Here is a 14,491-nt window from a genome sequence, read left to right as displayed (position 1 = left end):
GGCTCAGCTGCTGAGCCACGGCCGGTCCAGGGCCACCCGGACTGCGCGCACGCCAGGATCAGCGCGCAGCTGTCCAAGCAGGTCGGGGTCAACGCGCACGCTGGATTCACCGTTCAGGTCGATCACCCCGCAGGCACCGCTGGCCAGCAGCACCTCGCAGCGCAGCGGGGTCTGGCCTGGACGCTGGGGCTGAAGCAGCGTCTCCAGCCGGTCCAATACTCCCGGCACGCGCAGATCCAGGCGCAGCGCCAGGCGGCGGGACACCTGCGGGCAGATCTGCTCGAAGTCCCAGCAGCGCTGCGCACGCAGCGAGAATCCGCCGCTGAATTCGTCCTCGCGCAGCCCGCCCTCCACGATCAGGATGCGATCGCGGGTGAGCAAGGGCGCGTATTCCTGTAGCGCTTCGGAGAAGAACGCACATTCCAGGCGGCCGCGCCCGTCCTCGATCTGCACAAACGCCTGCGAATCGCCGCGTTTGCGCATGCCGGTGACCAGGCCAGCCACCACCACGGTGACTTCCGGCCGCCAGCCGCCGCGGCCTTCCGGTCGCGTGGCAAACAGCGCATCCAGCTTGCCCAGATCGGTGCCGACCAGGGCCTCCAGCTCTACGCGATGTGGATCAACCGGGTGCCCGCTCAGGTAGTGGCCCAGCGTGTCGCGCTCGCCGGCAAGCACCTGACCCAGCGACCACGGTTCGGCCTGGGGCAGGTCGATTTCCAGCGCGGGCGCGTGGTCGTCTCCGCCGCCGCCAAACAGCGATACCTGTCCAGCGCTGCGTTCGCGCGCCAGCTGTTCGGTGGCCTTGAGCGCTTCGGGCACCTGCAGCATCAGCGAGGCGCGGTTGCTGTCCAACGCATCCAGGGCGCCTGACAGGGACAGTGCTTCCAGGGTGCGGCGGTTGAGCCGGCCTGCATCCACGCGGGTGCAGAAATCCAGCATGTCGCGGAACGGCTCGCCACTGGAGCGTGCCGCGGCGATGGCTTCGCACACACCCCGGCCCACGCCCTTTACCGCGCCCAGGCCATAGCGGATGGTTTTGGCGTCGATGGCCTGGAACATGTGCGCGGAGGCGTTGACGTCGGGCGGCAGCACGTCCAGCCCCAGCGCCCGGGCCTCTTCCAGAAAGCCCACCACCTTTTCCGTGTTGTCCATGTCCGAGGACAGCACCGCGGCCATGAACTCGGCCGGGTAGTGCACCTTCAGCCAGGCGGTCTGGTAGGCGACCAGCGCATAGGCGGCCGAGTGCGATTTGTTGAAGCCGTACTCGGCGAACTGCTCCATCAGGTCGAAGATGGAGGTGGCGACCTTCGGATCGACGCCGTTGGCAGCGGAGCCGGTCTCGAATTTGGCCCGCTCCTTGGCCATCTCCGTGGCGTTCTTCTTGCCCATCGCGCGGCGCAGCAGGTCGGCGCCACCGAGCGAATAGCCGGCCAGGACCTGGGCGATCTGCATCACCTGTTCCTGGTACACGATCACCCCGTAGGTAGGGCTGAGCACCGGCTCCAGCGCGGGGTGCGGATAGGTGACCTCGGCGTTGCCGTGCTTGCGGTCGACCCAGTCCTTGTCCATCCCCGAGTTCAGCGGGCCGGGGCGGAACAGCGCGGCCAGCGCGATGATGTCCTCGAACCGGTCGGGCTGGGCGCGCTTGAGCAGCTCACGCATGCCGCGCGACTCGAACTGGAACACCGCCACCGTGCCGCCGCGGGCGAACAGCTCATAGGTCGGCGTGTCGTCCAGTGGCAGCGTCGAGATGTCCAGCATCTCTTCGCCGGCCGCTTCGCGCCGCGCGTTGATCGCCTTCACCGCCCAGTCGATGATGGTCAGCGTGCGCAGGCCGAGGAAGTCGAACTTCACCAGGCCCACCGCTTCCACGTCGTCCTTGTCGAACTGGGTGACCGGGTTCTTGCCGCGCCCGTCTTCGTCGTGTTCGGCGAACAGCGGGCAGAAATCGCTCAGCGGGCGCGGCGCGATCACCACGCCGCCGGCGTGTTTGCCGGCGTTGCGGGTCAGGTTCTCAAGTTGCAGGGCCAGGTCGAGCAGGTCGCGCACGTCCTCCTCGTCGTTATAGCGCGCGATCAGTTCGTCGGAGCGCCAGTTCTCGTCCTTGCGGCCCTTGTCGGTGCGGCCCAGCGCGTCCGACAGCGACACGCCCAGGGTCATCGGCACCAGCTTGGCGATGCCGTCGACCATGCCGTACGGATAGCCCAGCACGCGGCCCACGTCGCGCACCACCGCCTTGGCGGCCATGGTGCCGTAGGTGATGATCTGGCTGACCCGGTCGCGGCCGTACTTGCGGGCGACGTAGTCGATCACCTCGTCGCGCCGGTCCATGCAGAAGTCGATGTCGAAGTCGGGCATCGACACGCGTTCCGGGTTCAGGAAGCGCTCGAACAGCAGGTCGTAAGGCAGCGGATCCAGATCGGTGATGCCCAGCGCCCAGGCCACCAGCGAGCCGGCGCCCGAACCACGCCCCGGACCCACCGGGATGCCGTGCTCCTTGGCCCAGTTGATGAAGTCGGCCACGATCAGGAAGTAGCCGGGGAACCCCATCTCGATGATGACGCCCAGCTCGATGTCCAGCCGCTCGAGATAGGTCTCCCGGGTATGGCCTTCGGCCATCGGGTTGCTGGCCAGGCGCTGATCCAGCCCGTCGCGCGCCTCGCTGCGGATCCAGCTTTCCAGGGTGTGATCGTCGGGCACCGGGAAGGCGGGCAGGTAGTACTTGCCCAGGCTCAGCTCGAAGTTGCAGCGCTGGGCCAGGGCCACCGTGTTGTCCAGGGCGTCGGGCAGATCGGCAAACAATTCGGCCATTTCATCGGCCGACTTCAGGTACTGCTCCGGGCTGTAATTTTTGGGACGGCGGGGATCGTCCAGCACCCGGCCGGTGGCGATACAGCTGCGCGCCTCGTGCGCGTCGAAGCCGTCGGCGTCCAGGAAGCGCACATCGTTGGAGGCGATGATCGGCAGACCGCGATCGCTGGCCGCGTGCAGGGCGAAATCGTTGAACAGCTCCTCGCCATCGCGCCCGGTGCGGGTCAGCTCCAGGTGCAGGCGGTCGTCGAACGCGCGCTGCCAGTCTCCCAGCCACTGCAGGGCGGAATCATGCTTGCCGGCAGCGGCCAGGCGCCCGGCCTCGCTGTGGCGGCCGAGCAGGGCGAACAGGTCGCCGGTCTGCTCCAGCAGCCACTCCGGCCGTATGACCACGCCGTCGGTCCGGTGGCCTTCCAGCCAGCCGCGGCTGAGCAGGCGCGACAGGTTGAGATAGCCTTCGTGGCTTCGGCACAGCAGGGTCACCGGCCATGCGGGTTCGGTGCCGCTGGCCACCATGACATCGGCGCCGGCGATCGGTTTGACGCCGGCGGCTTCCGCCCTGGAATGGAACTCCACCAGCGAGAACAGGTTGTTGCGATCGGTGACTGCGACCGCGGGTTGTCCCAGCGCAGCACAACGCTCGACGAGCTCCGGAATGCGGATCGTCGAATCAACCAGCGAATACTCGCTGTGCAGATGAAGGTGGACAAAGCGGACTGACACGGCCCGCTCAGCGTAGGTGTCCGGGGCGATGCCGACAAGAGTTGACATCGTGGTCCATAGCGGCTGTGTTTGGGTATTTCAGCCCAGCTGGAAGCGGTCGGGCGCGGCCAGATCCGGCATGAGTGACAGCTGCACGGGCGCATAGCTGCGTCGGTGGTGTGGACAAGGGCCATGCGCCTGCAGCGCGGCCAGGTGCTGGGGGCTGGGATAGCCCTTGTGCCGGTCGAACCCGTACTGCGGAAACTGCTCATGCAGCTGTCGCATGGCCCGGTCGCGGGACACCTTGGCCAGGATCGAGGCCGCCATGATCGATGGATCCAGCGCATCGCCGCCAATCACCGCCTCGCCCGGGCAGGGCAGGTCGCGGGGCAGCTGGTTGCCATCAATGCGGGCCAGCTGGGCCGCGGGCGACAGCGCGCGCAGGGCCCGGCACATGCCGGTGAGGGTGGCCTGGAGGATGTTGAGGGTGTCGATTTCGTCGATGTCCACGAATTCCACCCGCCACGCCAGCGCAGATTCCACAATCTGCGGATACAGCGCTTCGCGGCGCTTCTCGGACAGGCGCTTGGAATCATCCAGGCCTTCCATGCCGTGCCCGGGGCGCAGGATCACCGCTGCCACCACGACCGGGCCGGCCAACGGTCCGCGCCCGGCCTCGTCCACGCCGGCCACCAGCAGGCTCATCGGCGCGCCACCAGGGCTTCGATCACGTCCGCCGCGCGCGCTGACGCGTCGCGACGCAGGGTCATGTGGATTTCGCGGAAACGCGGCTCCAGCGCCGCCACTGCGGCCGGATCGTGCAGCCAGGCCAGCACCGCCTGGGCGAGCTTGTCCGGCGTGCAGTCTTCCTGGATCAGCTCGGGCACCAGGGTCTCGCCGGCCAGGACGTTCGGCAGGGAAAAACGGTCGGTCTTGAGCAGGCCGGTGGCCCGCACCAGCACCTGGGTACCGCGGGCGACGCGGTAGCCCACCACCATCGGCCGCTTGGCCAGCATGGTCTCCAGCGTGGCCGTGCCGGAGGCCAGCAGCACCACGTCGGAGGCCACCATCGCCTCGCGGGCCTGCCCATCCAGCAGCAGCACCGCACCGGGGGGCAACTTCGCCGCGGCCACCTGTGCCTCCAGCGCCTGCCTGCAGGCAGCGTTGGCGGCCGGGATCACGATCCGCAGGCCCGGGACCTGGGCGGCCACCAGCGCGGCCGCCTGCAGGAACACTTCACCCAGCCGTTCCACTTCGCCCATCCGGGAGCCGGGCAACACCGCCAGCACGGTGCCCTCAGCCGCCAGTCCCAGCCGCTGGCGGGCCGCCCGGCGATCCGGGTTGAGCGGCATTTCATCGGCCATCGGATGGCCCACGAAGCGCGCGTCCACGCCGTGCGCGGCATAGATGTCCGGTTCCATCGGAAACAGGCACAGCACCCGGTCGGCGCTGCGGCCGATCGTGCGTGCGCGACCGCGGCGCCAGGCCCAGACCGAAGGACTCACGTAGTGCGCGGTCCGCAGTCCGTCACGTTTGAGACGGCGCTCAAGGCCGAGATTGAAGTCAGGGGCATCGATACCGATGAATGCGTCCGGCTGCCAGGTACGCAGCCGCTGGTGCAGGCTGCGGCGCAGGGACAGCAGGCGCGGCAGGTGCGAGAGCACCTCGCTCAGGCCCATGACCGCCAGCTCGGACGAATCGTGCCAGGCGTCCAGGCCGGCCCGGCGCATGGCATCGCCGCCCACGCCGGCAAACAGTGCGTCCGGGAATCTGCGTGAAAGCTCGGCAATCAGCCCGGCGCCCAGCAGGTCGCCCGAGGCTTCGCCCGCCACCAGGGCGAAACGCGCCCTCACCGCAGCAGGGCGCGCTGGCCGGATTCGATGAACTCAAGCATCGCGCGCACATCCTCGCTCTCGCCGGCCATCTCGGACAGCCGGGTCCGGGCCTGGGCCAGCTCGTTGCCGGACATGTACAGGGCGCGATAGGCGCGCTTGATCGCGGCCGTGCGGTCGGAATCGAACCCGCGCCGCTTCAGGCCTTCGCTGTTGATGCCGCGCGGCCGTCCGTATCCTTCCTGGGCCACCATCACGAAGGGCGGCACATCGCCGTTGACGAAGGCCCCCATGCCGATGAAGGCATGCATGCCGATCCGGCAGAACTGGTGGACGCCCACGAACCCGCTCAGGATCACGTGATCGCCGATTTCAACATGGCCGGCGAGGGTGGCGTTGTTGGAGAACACGCAGTCGCTGCCGACGATGCAGTCGTGGGCGATGTGGGTGTAGGCCAGCAGCCAGTTGTCATTGCCCACCCGGGTCACGCCGCCGCCACCGCCGGTGCCGCGATTGATGGTGACGAACTCACGGATCAGGTTGCGGTCGCCGATCTCCAGCCGCACCGATTCCCCGGCAAATTTCTTGTCCTGCGGATCGCCACCGATCGCCACGTGGCCGTGGACGACGTTGTCGCGGCCGATCCGGGTCGGGCCGAGGATGCTGCAGTGCGAGCCGATGCGGGTGCCGTCGCCGATCTCGACCTCCGGTCCAATCAGGGTGAAGGCACCCACCACCACCCCGGCCCCCAGCTTCGCGGACGGGTCCACGCTGGCGGTCGGGTGCACCTGTACCGCTACGGACATGTCAGGCTTCGACCTCCGCACAGAGGATCTCTGCGCAGGCCACTTCGCGGCCTTCCACGCTGGCGGTCCCCACGTACAGGGTCATGTTGCGGATCTCGCGACGGATCTCCACTTCGAGATCCAGGCGGTCGCCCGGCACCACCATGTGGGAGAACCGCGCCTTGTCCACCTTCACCAGGTAGGAAATGCGGTCGGTAACCACTTCGTCGCGGCTGAGGTGGCTCAGCAACCCGCCGGCCTGCGCCAGGGCTTCGATCACCAGCACCCCCGGCATGACCGGTTGGTTAGGGAAGTGGCCCTGGAAAAAACCTTCATTGCCGCTCACGTTCTTGAAGCACAGCACCCGGCGGCCCGGCTCCACTTCCACCACCCGGTCAACCAGCAGGAACGGATAGCGGTGCGGCAACAGTGCGCGGATGGCGTTGCTGTCCAGAGGCAGCGATGGTGGAGCCTTGGTCATTCTTTTCCCTTTTCAATGGCGGCGATGCGTTGTGCAAGCGTGTCGAGCTGGCGGATGCGTACTGCAGTGCGCCGCCACTCACGCGCCGGCGTCGCCGGTATTCCCGAAGCATACTCGCCCGGTTCAGTGATCGAATGCGAGATCATGCTCTTGGCCATTACCGTGACCCGATCGCAGATCTCCAGGTGCCCGGCCACGCCAACCTGGCCGGCCAGCATGCAATAGCGGCCGATGCGGGTGCTGCCGGCAATGCCGACGCAGCCGGCCATCGCCGTGTGCGCACCCACGTGCACGTTGTGGGCAATCTGGATCAGGTTGTCCAGGCGCACGTTGTCTTCCAGCACGGTGTCGTCGATGGCGCCGCGGTCGATGGTGGTGTTGGCACCGATCTCGCAGTCGTCGCCAATCCGTACACCGCCCAGCTGCGGCACCTTGATCCACTGGCCCTGTTCCATGGCCAGGCCGAAGCCGTCGCCGCCGATCACGGCGCCGGGATGGACCACGCAGCGGGCCCCCATCCGCACCCGCCTGACCAGGCTGACCCGCGCCACCAGCTCCGTGCCGGCGCCGATCTCGCAATCCTCGCCAACGGTGCAGCCGGGGCCGATCACGGCGCCATGCCCGATGGTGGTGCGCGCGCCAATGAAGCTGTGCGGCCCGATGTGGGCGCCCGGATCAACCGTGGCGGAAGGATCCACCACCGCGGTCGGGTGAACGCCGGGATCGATGGCCTCGCGCCGCTCGAACAGCGTTGCGGCGCGCGCGTAGGCCACGTAGGGGTCGGCCGCCAGCAGCGCGGTCCCGTTGAATGAGTCGGCTTCTTCCGGCTGCAGGATCACCACGCCGGCGCGGCTGTCCTGCAGCTGCGCGCGGTAGCGCGGATTGGCCAGGAAGGTCAGCTGGTGCGGCTGCGCAGCGCCAAGCGAGGCGACTCCCTCGATCCGGACGGCGCCGTCACCACGAAGTTCCAGCCCGGTGTGGGCGGCAATCTCTGCCGCCGTGTATGCCTGCTTGTCCATGTCTGCTCCTGCGTACGACGGCGCGATATCAGAACGCGCCACCGAAGGTGAACTGCAGGCGCTCGACCTCGTCGCCGCGGCGGATCAGGTCGCCAGCGCCGCCAAACACATCGTCCTGCTTGCGCAGCGGATAGGCATAGCTGATCGAAATCGGACCCACCGGCGCGCGCCACATCAGGGCAACACCTGCCGAGACACGGAAATCCTTGACCTCGAACGCATCCAGGTCGGTGTACACGTTGCCGAAGTCGACGAACGCGGAAATCCGCGCCGCCGGCGAATCGAGCAGGGTGGGGAAGTACATCTCCAGCGAGCCGACCGTCTTCAGCGCGCCGCCCAGCGGCTGCATGTAGTTGCTGCCGCCCACCGCTTCGCGCGGGCCCAGGGTGTTGTCGCGGAAACCGCGTACCGAGCGGGTACCACCGGCGTAGAAGTTCTCGTAGAACGGCAGTCCGCTGGCGGTGATCGTGCGCAGGTAATCGTCCGCGTCAGGCGTGCAAGGCTCGGTCGGGGGCGGCGGCTGTGGCCACGGGTTCTCCTGGGTCGGGGGCGGCGCCGGGATGAAACACACATCCCGCGACACGTCGCTGCCATAGCTGTCGCCGTAGCCGAGTTCGGCGCGGCTGTTGAGCACGAATGCGCGGCTGATCGGCCAGTACTTGGAGAACTCGTAGCTGAGCTTGTAGTACTCGGCGGTCGAGCCGGGCAGGGTGATTTCCGCCGCGATGCGCTGATGGGTACCGCGCGTGGGCTGCAGGAAATCGTTGCGGGTGTCGCGCGACCAGCCCACCTCGGTCCGCCAGGCGTGGAAGGTGCGCGAGCCGAACGCATCGACGTAATCGACGATGGAGTCCGGGGTGCCACCGCGCCAGGTAAAGATCTCGTTGCGGTCCACGCCAAACAGCAGCGAGAAGCTGTCGTGCTCGCTGATCGGCACGCCGAAGAACACCTGGCCGGCCGCGCTGGTGGACGAGTACTGGGCGGTGTTGAACTCGGAGTTGTCGAATTCGCGCCACCACAGGTTGTAGCCCATCGACAGCCCCTCATCGGTGAAGTAGGGGTTGACGTAGGAGAACGCGTAGCGCTGCAGGTACAGGTTGCGGCTGGCCTCGATCGAGACCCGGTTGCCGCGGCCCAGGAAGTTGTCCTGCGACAGCTGCACCGAGGTGGTCACGCCGGCAAGCTGCGAATACCCCAGGCCGAACACGAAGCTGCCCGAAGCGGTCTCGGCGACGCTGAAGACCACATCGACCTCGTCCGGGCTGCCCGGCACCGGCTCGGTTTCAACGCTGACGCTGCCCGATTCAAAAAAGCCCAGGCGCTGCAGGCGGATGCGCGAACGGTCGATGGCGGCCTGCGAGTACCAGGAACCTTCGAACTGGCGCATCTCGCGGCGCAGGACCTCATCGGAGGTGCGTGTGTTGCCGCGGAATACGACCCGGCGCACGTTCACGCGCGGCCCCGGAACCACCTGCATGGAGATCTTGGCGGTGCGCTCCTCGCGGTTGACCTCCGGGATCGGATTCACCTGGGCGAAGGCGTAGCCGATGTTGCTCAACGTGGCGATGATCGCGTCCGAGCTCAGCTCCAGCAGGGCGCGCGAGAAGGTCTGGCCCTCGCGGATGAAAATGCGGGACTCGATGTCTTCCTTCGGCAGCACGGTATCGCCGGTCACTTCCACTTCCGACACGGTGTACACCTCGCCCTCGGTGATGCCGGAGGTGATGTACATGTCCTGGCGGTCGGGGCTGATCGCCACTTCGATGCTGTCTTCGCTGAAGTCCAGATGGCCGCGGTCAAGGTAGAAGTTGTGCAGCTTCTCGCGGTCGCCATCGAGCTTTTCACGTGAATACTGGTCGTCACGGCGGTACCAGCTCAGCCAGTTGCTGGTGCCCGACTCCCAGTTTTCGCGCAGGGTGTCCTGGTCGTAGGTCTCGTTGCCGACGATATTGATGTGGCGGATCTTGGCCGCCGAGCCTTCGTCGACGTTGATCGTCACGTCCACCCGGTTGCGGTCCAGATTGGACACCGTGGGCGTGACCAGCACGTTGTACTTGCCGCGGTTGTTGTACTGGCGCGTCAGCTCCTGGGTCACCCGGTCCAGGGCCAGGCGGTCGAAGGTGTCGCCTTCGGCCAGGCCGATTTCCGTCAGACCCTGCATCAGGTCTTCGGTCTTGATGTCCTTGTTGCCGGTCAGGGTCAGGCGGTTGATGGCCGGACGCTCGGTGACCGTGATCACCAGGATGTCGCCCTGGCGGCCCATGCGCACGTCTTCGAAGAATCCGGTGCGGTAAAGCGCGCGGATGCCTTCGCCCACGCGGGTCTGGTCAACCTGGTCGCCGCGTTCAATCGGCAGGTAGGTGAAGACCGTACCCGCGCCGATGCGCTGCAGGCCATCCACACGGATGTCGCTGACGGTGAAGGGAGTGGCCGCCGGGCTTTGGACGGATGGCGGCGCTTCTGCTGTCTGCTGGGCCCCGGCGGGGGACACGATCGCCGCCGCAAGGGCGAGGGCGAGCAGGTGGCGGCTGGGATTTCGCGTCATCTAATACGTCCGTCTTGAATGCGCCTCGCAGCTGCCTGGGTGGCGCGGCGTTGGCGTTGAATGGAGGAAAGTCAGCGTTGGACCAGTTGCAGGATGTCGTTGTAGAACGCCAAGCCCATCAGGCTGGCCAGCAATGCAAGCCCGACATACTGCCCGGCGACCATGGCACGATCGCTTAACGGGCTGCCTTTGACCAACTCGATAAGGTAATACAGGAGGTGGCCGCCATCCAGCAGCGGGATTGGCAGCAGGTTGAGGATGGCCAGGCTGAGCGACAGCAGCGCAAGGATGGTCAGGTACCACGCGACGCCTTGGCTGGCGTAGGCGTTGGTGGCCCGGGCGATGGTGATCGGCCCGGCCACGGTGTTCTGGATCGCCACCCGGCCGCTGAACGCACGGCCAATCATCCCCACCAGCTGGCCGGTCAGGTGCGCGGTCTCGCGCAGCGCCGCCGGCACCGCGGCCACAGGGCCGTAGCGCTGCATGGCGTCCTTGGACGGGGCCTGGCCGCGGTCGGACTGGATGCCCAGCACCCAGAATTCACCGCGTTCCGGGTCTTCCATCAGCTCAGGGGTCAGCTCCAGCGCCAGGCGCTCGTCCTCGCGCTCAACTTCGACCATCGCGCTGCCGCCCTGCGCGCCCAGCGCCTGGACCAGCGGCCCGATCTGTTCGAAAGTTTCGATCCGGTGCGCGTCGAACGCGGTGACGCGGTCGCCTTCCAGCAGCAGGCCGTCGGCTGGCGAACCCGGCTGGATCCCGCCGATCACCGCCGGCACCAGCATATGCCGGGGCAGCAGGCCGATCGAAGGCAGCAGGTGCAGGTCGTCCATGTCGGCCGGCAGGCGCGACAGCGGCAGGGTGCGGGTGCGCTGGTTGCCAAGGGTATCGGTCACTTCCAGTTGCACATCGCTGCGGTCCAGCGCGGCCGGCAGCAGGGCCAGCTGCACCTCGTTCCAGGTCGGCGTCTGGCGCCCACCCACGCTGTGGATGGTGTCGCCGCGTTCCAGGCCGGCTTCAGCGGCCAGCCCCTGGGCCACGCCGGCCACTGGCATGTAGTCGGGCCGGCCGACCACGAACATCGTCCACAGCAGGACGACGCACAGGATCAGGTTGGCCGCCGGGCCCGCAATGACGATGGCAATGCGCTGCCAGACCGACTTGCGGTTGAACGCCTGCGACGCTTCCTCTTCGGCCACGGGCGTCTCGCGCTCGTCCAGCATCTTCACGTAACCGCCCAGGGGAATGGCGGCGATCACATATTCGGTGCCGTCGCGGCCGCGACGCGACCACAGCGCCCGGCCGAACCCGATGGAAAAGCGCAGCACCTTGACCCCGTTGCGCCGGGCGACCCAGTAATGGCCGAACTCGTGGAAGGTTACGAGCACGCCCAGGCTGACGATCAGCCACCAGACGGAGCCAAAAAAGGTGGTCATGGGCGGAAATTCACGCGTTCAGGCAGGCGGATGGAGTGGGGAAAGGGCATGGCGATCAGGGAGCGTACCGGGGCAGGGCGTCGCGTGCGACCCGGCGCGCCTGTTCATCCGCATCGCGCAGGGCCTCCAGCGAGGTTGCCGGTGCGTGCGGCAGCGCTGTCAGTGCATCCGTCACGACGGCGGCGATGTCGAGGAAACCGATCCTGCGCTCCAGGAAGGCCGTTACCGCAACCTCATTGGCTGCGTTGATGGTGGCCGGCGCGGTGCCGCCGCTTTCCAGCGCCTGCCGGGCAAGGGCCAGACACGGGAAGGTGGCCTCGTCCGGCGCTTCGAATTCCAGCCGCCCCTGCGCCAGCAGGTCCAGTCTGCCGACACCCGAGTCGATCCGTTCCGGCCAGGCCAGTCCCACTGCCAGCGCGGTGCGCATATCCGGCAGACCCATCTGCGCCAGGGTGGAGCCATCGTCAAACTCCACCAGCGCATGGACCAGGCTCTGCGGGTGCACCAGCACATCGATGCGGTCAGCCGGCAGGCCGAACAGGTGGTGGGCCTCGATCACTTCCAGGCCCTTGTTCATCAGCGTGGCCGAATCCACCGAGATCTTCGGCCCCATCGACCACTTGGGGTGGGCGATCGCCTGCTCGGGCGTGACCTGTTGCAGCTCCGCGCGGCTGCGGCCGCGGAACGGCCCGCCAGAAGCGGTGAGGGTGATCGCACGCACGCCCGGATGCATCCGCCCGTCGGGCAGACACTGGAAAATGGCGCTGTGTTCGCTGTCGATGGGGATCACGCTGGCGCCGGCCTCGCGCGCGGCGGCCATCACCAGTTCACCGGCCAGCACCAGCGACTCCTTGTTGGCCAGCAGCAGGCGCTTGCCGGCCCTGGCGGCTGCCAGGGTGGAATCGAGCCCGGCTGCGCCCACGATGGCCGCCACCACGGTGTCGCAGGCGTCGCTGGCAGCCAGGTCCGCAAGCGCCTGTCCGCCAGCGTGGGCAACGGTGGAGAGCCCGGCGGCGTCCAGACCGTCGCGCAGGGCGTCGAAGCGGGCCGGGTCCGCGATCACGGCGTGGTCGGGACGGTGCTCACGACACAGCGCCACCAGCGCATCCACGTTGCTGCCCGCAGCCAGTACCGAAGCCCGCATCCGCTGTGGATGCCGGGCAATCACGTCCAGAGCGGAGGCACCGATCGATCCGGTGGCGCCAAACACGGCAATCGAGCGTGGGCTGGTCATGGTCACGCGCTCAGAATCCCAACCAGATCTGGCCGACGGCGAACACCGGAAGCGCCGCCAGCACGCCGTCCATGCGATCAAGCAGGCCGCCGTGACCGGGAATCAGGTTGCCCGAATCCTTGACCCCGGCATGGCGCTTGAGCAGGCTCTCGAACAGATCGCCGAGCACCGAGAAACCCGCCGCCAGCAGCGCCACCAGGGCCACCGCCGGCAGCTGGTCGGAGGACGCACCGGCCAGCGGGGCGAACACCAGCGCGGTCAGCACCGCCAGCAGCAGGCCGCCGATCATCCCTTCGATGGTCTTGTTGGGGCTGATGCGCGGTGCCAGCCGGCGCTCCTTGAATACCTTGCCGCCAAAGCTGCGACCGGCGAAGTAGGCGCCGGTATCGGCCGCCCAGACGATGGCCAGGGCCAGCAGCAGCCAGCGGTTGCCGTTCGGCGCGCCGGAATGGATCAGGCCGACCGCACACCAGGCCGGCACCATCACCAGGGTCCCGGCGGCCAGCTTGATTACCCGCGAGCGGGCGTCCGGCGCGGAGGCAAACCCGGGGTGGCGCAGCCAGATCGCGACCAGCAGCCAGCCGATCACCGCGGCCACGCACAGCAGCTTGAGCAGCACCATCGAGCCATTGGGATCGCTGGCCGAGGCCCACACCAGCGCCAGGATCAGCAGCAGGTTGGCGATCAGCAGGGTGCCGCGGGCGATCGGGTCATCCACTCCGGCCAGGCGCAGCCATTCCCACAGCCCGCCCAGCAGCGCCACGGCCGCCAGTGCCACCAGCCACGGGGTGGGCAGCAGCAGGACTGCGGCGATTGCCAGCGGCGCCATCACAAGGGCGGCGATTACACGGGTCCTGGTCATGCGGAAGAAGCGTCCTTCGTATCGGGTAAGGCCTGCCTGGCGACGATCTGCTCGGCGGTCAGGCCATAGCGCCGCTCGCGTGCGGCGTAGTCGTCCAGCGCCTGCCGGAGGGTGGCGGCGTCGAAATCAGGCCACAAGGTATCGGTGAACCACAGCTCGGAATATGCCAGCTGCCAGAGCAGGAAGTTGCTGACCCGGAGCTCGCCGCCGGTGCGGATGAACAGGTCGGGCGGCGGCAGCTCGGACAATGACATGCGCGCGCCCATGGCGGCTTCGTCGATCTGCTCCGGCTGCAGTCGCCCGGCGGCCACATCCTCGGCCAGGGAGCGTGCGGCGGAGGCGATGTCCTGCCGTCCGCCATAGCTCGCAGCCACGTTCAGGTGCAGACGATGGTTGTGGACGGTGCGGGCTTCAGCTTCCTGCATGCGCTGCTGGATGGCGACGTTGAAACGGCTGCGTTCGCCGATGAAACGCACCTGCACGCCGCGCCGCTCCAGCTCGATCACCTCGCGTTCCAGCGCGTTGAGAAAGAGCTTCATCAGCGCGCCGACCTCTTCGGCGGGCCGCCCCCAGTTTTCGCTGGAAAACGCGAACAGGGTCAGCGCCTGGATGCCTTGCTCCAGGCAGAAGTCGATGCATACGTTGACGGCGCGCGCACCGGCGCGGTGGCCGATCATGCGCGGCCGCCGACGACGTGCGGCCCAGCGGCCATTGCCGTCCATGATGATGGCGACGTGGCTGGGGACTGCGGGAGGATTGGGAACCTGCATGGACACAGTGGTTTTGA

At 67.7% G+C, this 14,491-nt stretch carries 11 protein-coding genes; all 11 read right to left on the bottom strand.

Annotated features, from left to right (window positions below):
• Positions 1–3: 3 nt before the first annotated feature.
• On the bottom strand, positions 4–3,582 hold the full coding sequence (dnaE, locus tag WCE59_RS07640) for a DNA polymerase III subunit alpha (protein WP_343258154.1): 3,579 nt from the start codon (positions 3,580–3,582) through the stop codon (positions 4–6).
• A gap of 30 nt (positions 3,583–3,612) precedes the next feature.
• A complete protein-coding gene (locus WCE59_RS07635) occupies positions 3,613–4,218 on the bottom strand; it encodes a ribonuclease HII (protein ID WP_343258153.1) in 606 nt (201 codons plus the stop codon).
• Positions 4,215–5,390 carry a lipid-A-disaccharide synthase gene (lpxB, locus tag WCE59_RS07630; RefSeq protein WP_343258339.1) on the bottom strand — a complete coding sequence of 392 codons (1,176 nt, stop codon included), beginning with the start codon at positions 5,388–5,390 and terminating at the stop codon, positions 4,215–4,217. The genes WCE59_RS07635 and lpxB overlap by 4 nt, the downstream gene beginning before the upstream one ends.
• Positions 5,363–6,151: an acyl-ACP--UDP-N-acetylglucosamine O-acyltransferase gene (gene lpxA, locus WCE59_RS07625; protein ID WP_343258152.1), complete on the bottom strand. Its 789-nt coding sequence runs from the start codon at positions 6,149–6,151 to the stop codon at positions 5,363–5,365. Before lpxA ends, lpxB begins: the two co-directional genes overlap by 28 nt.
• Position 6,152: 1 nt before the next feature.
• Positions 6,153–6,611 carry a 3-hydroxyacyl-ACP dehydratase FabZ gene (gene fabZ, locus WCE59_RS07620; RefSeq protein ID WP_343258151.1) on the bottom strand — a complete coding sequence of 153 codons (459 nt, stop codon included), beginning with the start codon at positions 6,609–6,611 and terminating at the stop codon, positions 6,153–6,155.
• Positions 6,608–7,630 carry a UDP-3-O-(3-hydroxymyristoyl)glucosamine N-acyltransferase gene (lpxD, locus tag WCE59_RS07615; RefSeq protein WP_343258150.1) on the bottom strand — a complete coding sequence of 341 codons (1,023 nt, stop codon included), beginning with the start codon at positions 7,628–7,630 and terminating at the stop codon, positions 6,608–6,610. The genes fabZ and lpxD overlap by 4 nt, the downstream gene beginning before the upstream one ends.
• A 28-nt stretch (positions 7,631–7,658) precedes the next feature.
• Positions 7,659–10,175 (bottom strand): outer membrane protein assembly factor BamA, encoded by a 2,517-nt coding sequence (gene bamA / locus WCE59_RS07610; protein ID WP_343258149.1) that lies wholly within the window; start codon positions 10,173–10,175, stop codon positions 7,659–7,661.
• A 71-nt stretch (positions 10,176–10,246) separates the two neighbouring features.
• On the bottom strand, positions 10,247–11,608 hold the full coding sequence (gene rseP / locus WCE59_RS07605) for an RIP metalloprotease RseP (RefSeq protein WP_343258148.1): 1,362 nt from the start codon (positions 11,606–11,608) through the stop codon (positions 10,247–10,249).
• Between the two features lie 55 nt (positions 11,609–11,663).
• The gene (locus tag WCE59_RS07600) at positions 11,664–12,848 is read right to left on the bottom strand and encodes a 1-deoxy-D-xylulose-5-phosphate reductoisomerase (RefSeq protein WP_343258147.1); all 1,185 of its coding nucleotides are present in this window, start codon (positions 12,846–12,848) and stop codon (positions 11,664–11,666) included.
• Positions 12,849–12,852: 4 nt separating this feature from the next.
• Positions 12,853–13,704, bottom strand: coding sequence for a phosphatidate cytidylyltransferase (locus WCE59_RS07595; protein WP_343258146.1), 852 nt, complete (start codon positions 13,702–13,704; stop codon positions 12,853–12,855).
• A complete protein-coding gene (gene uppS / locus WCE59_RS07590) occupies positions 13,701–14,474 on the bottom strand; it encodes a polyprenyl diphosphate synthase (RefSeq protein ID WP_343258145.1) in 774 nt (257 codons plus the stop codon). Before uppS ends, WCE59_RS07595 begins: the two co-directional genes overlap by 4 nt.
• Between the last annotated feature and the right edge of the window lie 17 nt (positions 14,475–14,491).

Source organism: Luteimonas qiangzhengi (assembly GCF_039548515.1).
GTDB lineage: Bacteria > Pseudomonadota > Gammaproteobacteria > Xanthomonadales > Xanthomonadaceae > Luteimonas.
The sequence above is the reverse complement of the archived record's forward strand: the minus strand, read 5'-3'. Positions and strand labels throughout refer to the sequence as shown.

Bases quoted from the DNA above. Each gene is read 5' to 3' on its own strand.
- bamA (WP_343258149.1), bottom strand. From the start codon at position 10,175: ATGACGCGAAATCCCAGCCGCCACCTGCTCGCCCTCGCCCTTGCGGCG.
- lpxD (WP_343258150.1), bottom strand. From the start codon at position 7,630: ATGGACAAGCAGGCATACACGGCGGCAGAGATTGCCGCCCACACCGGG.
- fabZ (WP_343258151.1), bottom strand. From the start codon at position 6,611: ATGACCAAGGCTCCACCATCGCTGCCTCTGGACAGCAACGCCATCCGC.
- lpxA (WP_343258152.1), bottom strand. From the start codon at position 6,151: ATGTCCGTAGCGGTACAGGTGCACCCGACCGCCAGCGTGGACCCGTCC.
- WCE59_RS07635 (WP_343258153.1), bottom strand. From the start codon at position 4,218: ATGAGCCTGCTGGTGGCCGGCGTGGACGAGGCCGGGCGCGGACCGTTG.
- uppS (WP_343258145.1), bottom strand. From the start codon at position 14,474: ATGCAGGTTCCCAATCCTCCCGCAGTCCCCAGCCACGTCGCCATCATC.
- dnaE (WP_343258154.1), bottom strand. From the start codon at position 3,582: ATGTCAACTCTTGTCGGCATCGCCCCGGACACCTACGCTGAGCGGGCC.
- rseP (WP_343258148.1), bottom strand. From the start codon at position 11,608: ATGACCACCTTTTTTGGCTCCGTCTGGTGGCTGATCGTCAGCCTGGGC.
- WCE59_RS07595 (WP_343258146.1), bottom strand. From the start codon at position 13,704: ATGACCAGGACCCGTGTAATCGCCGCCCTTGTGATGGCGCCGCTGGCA.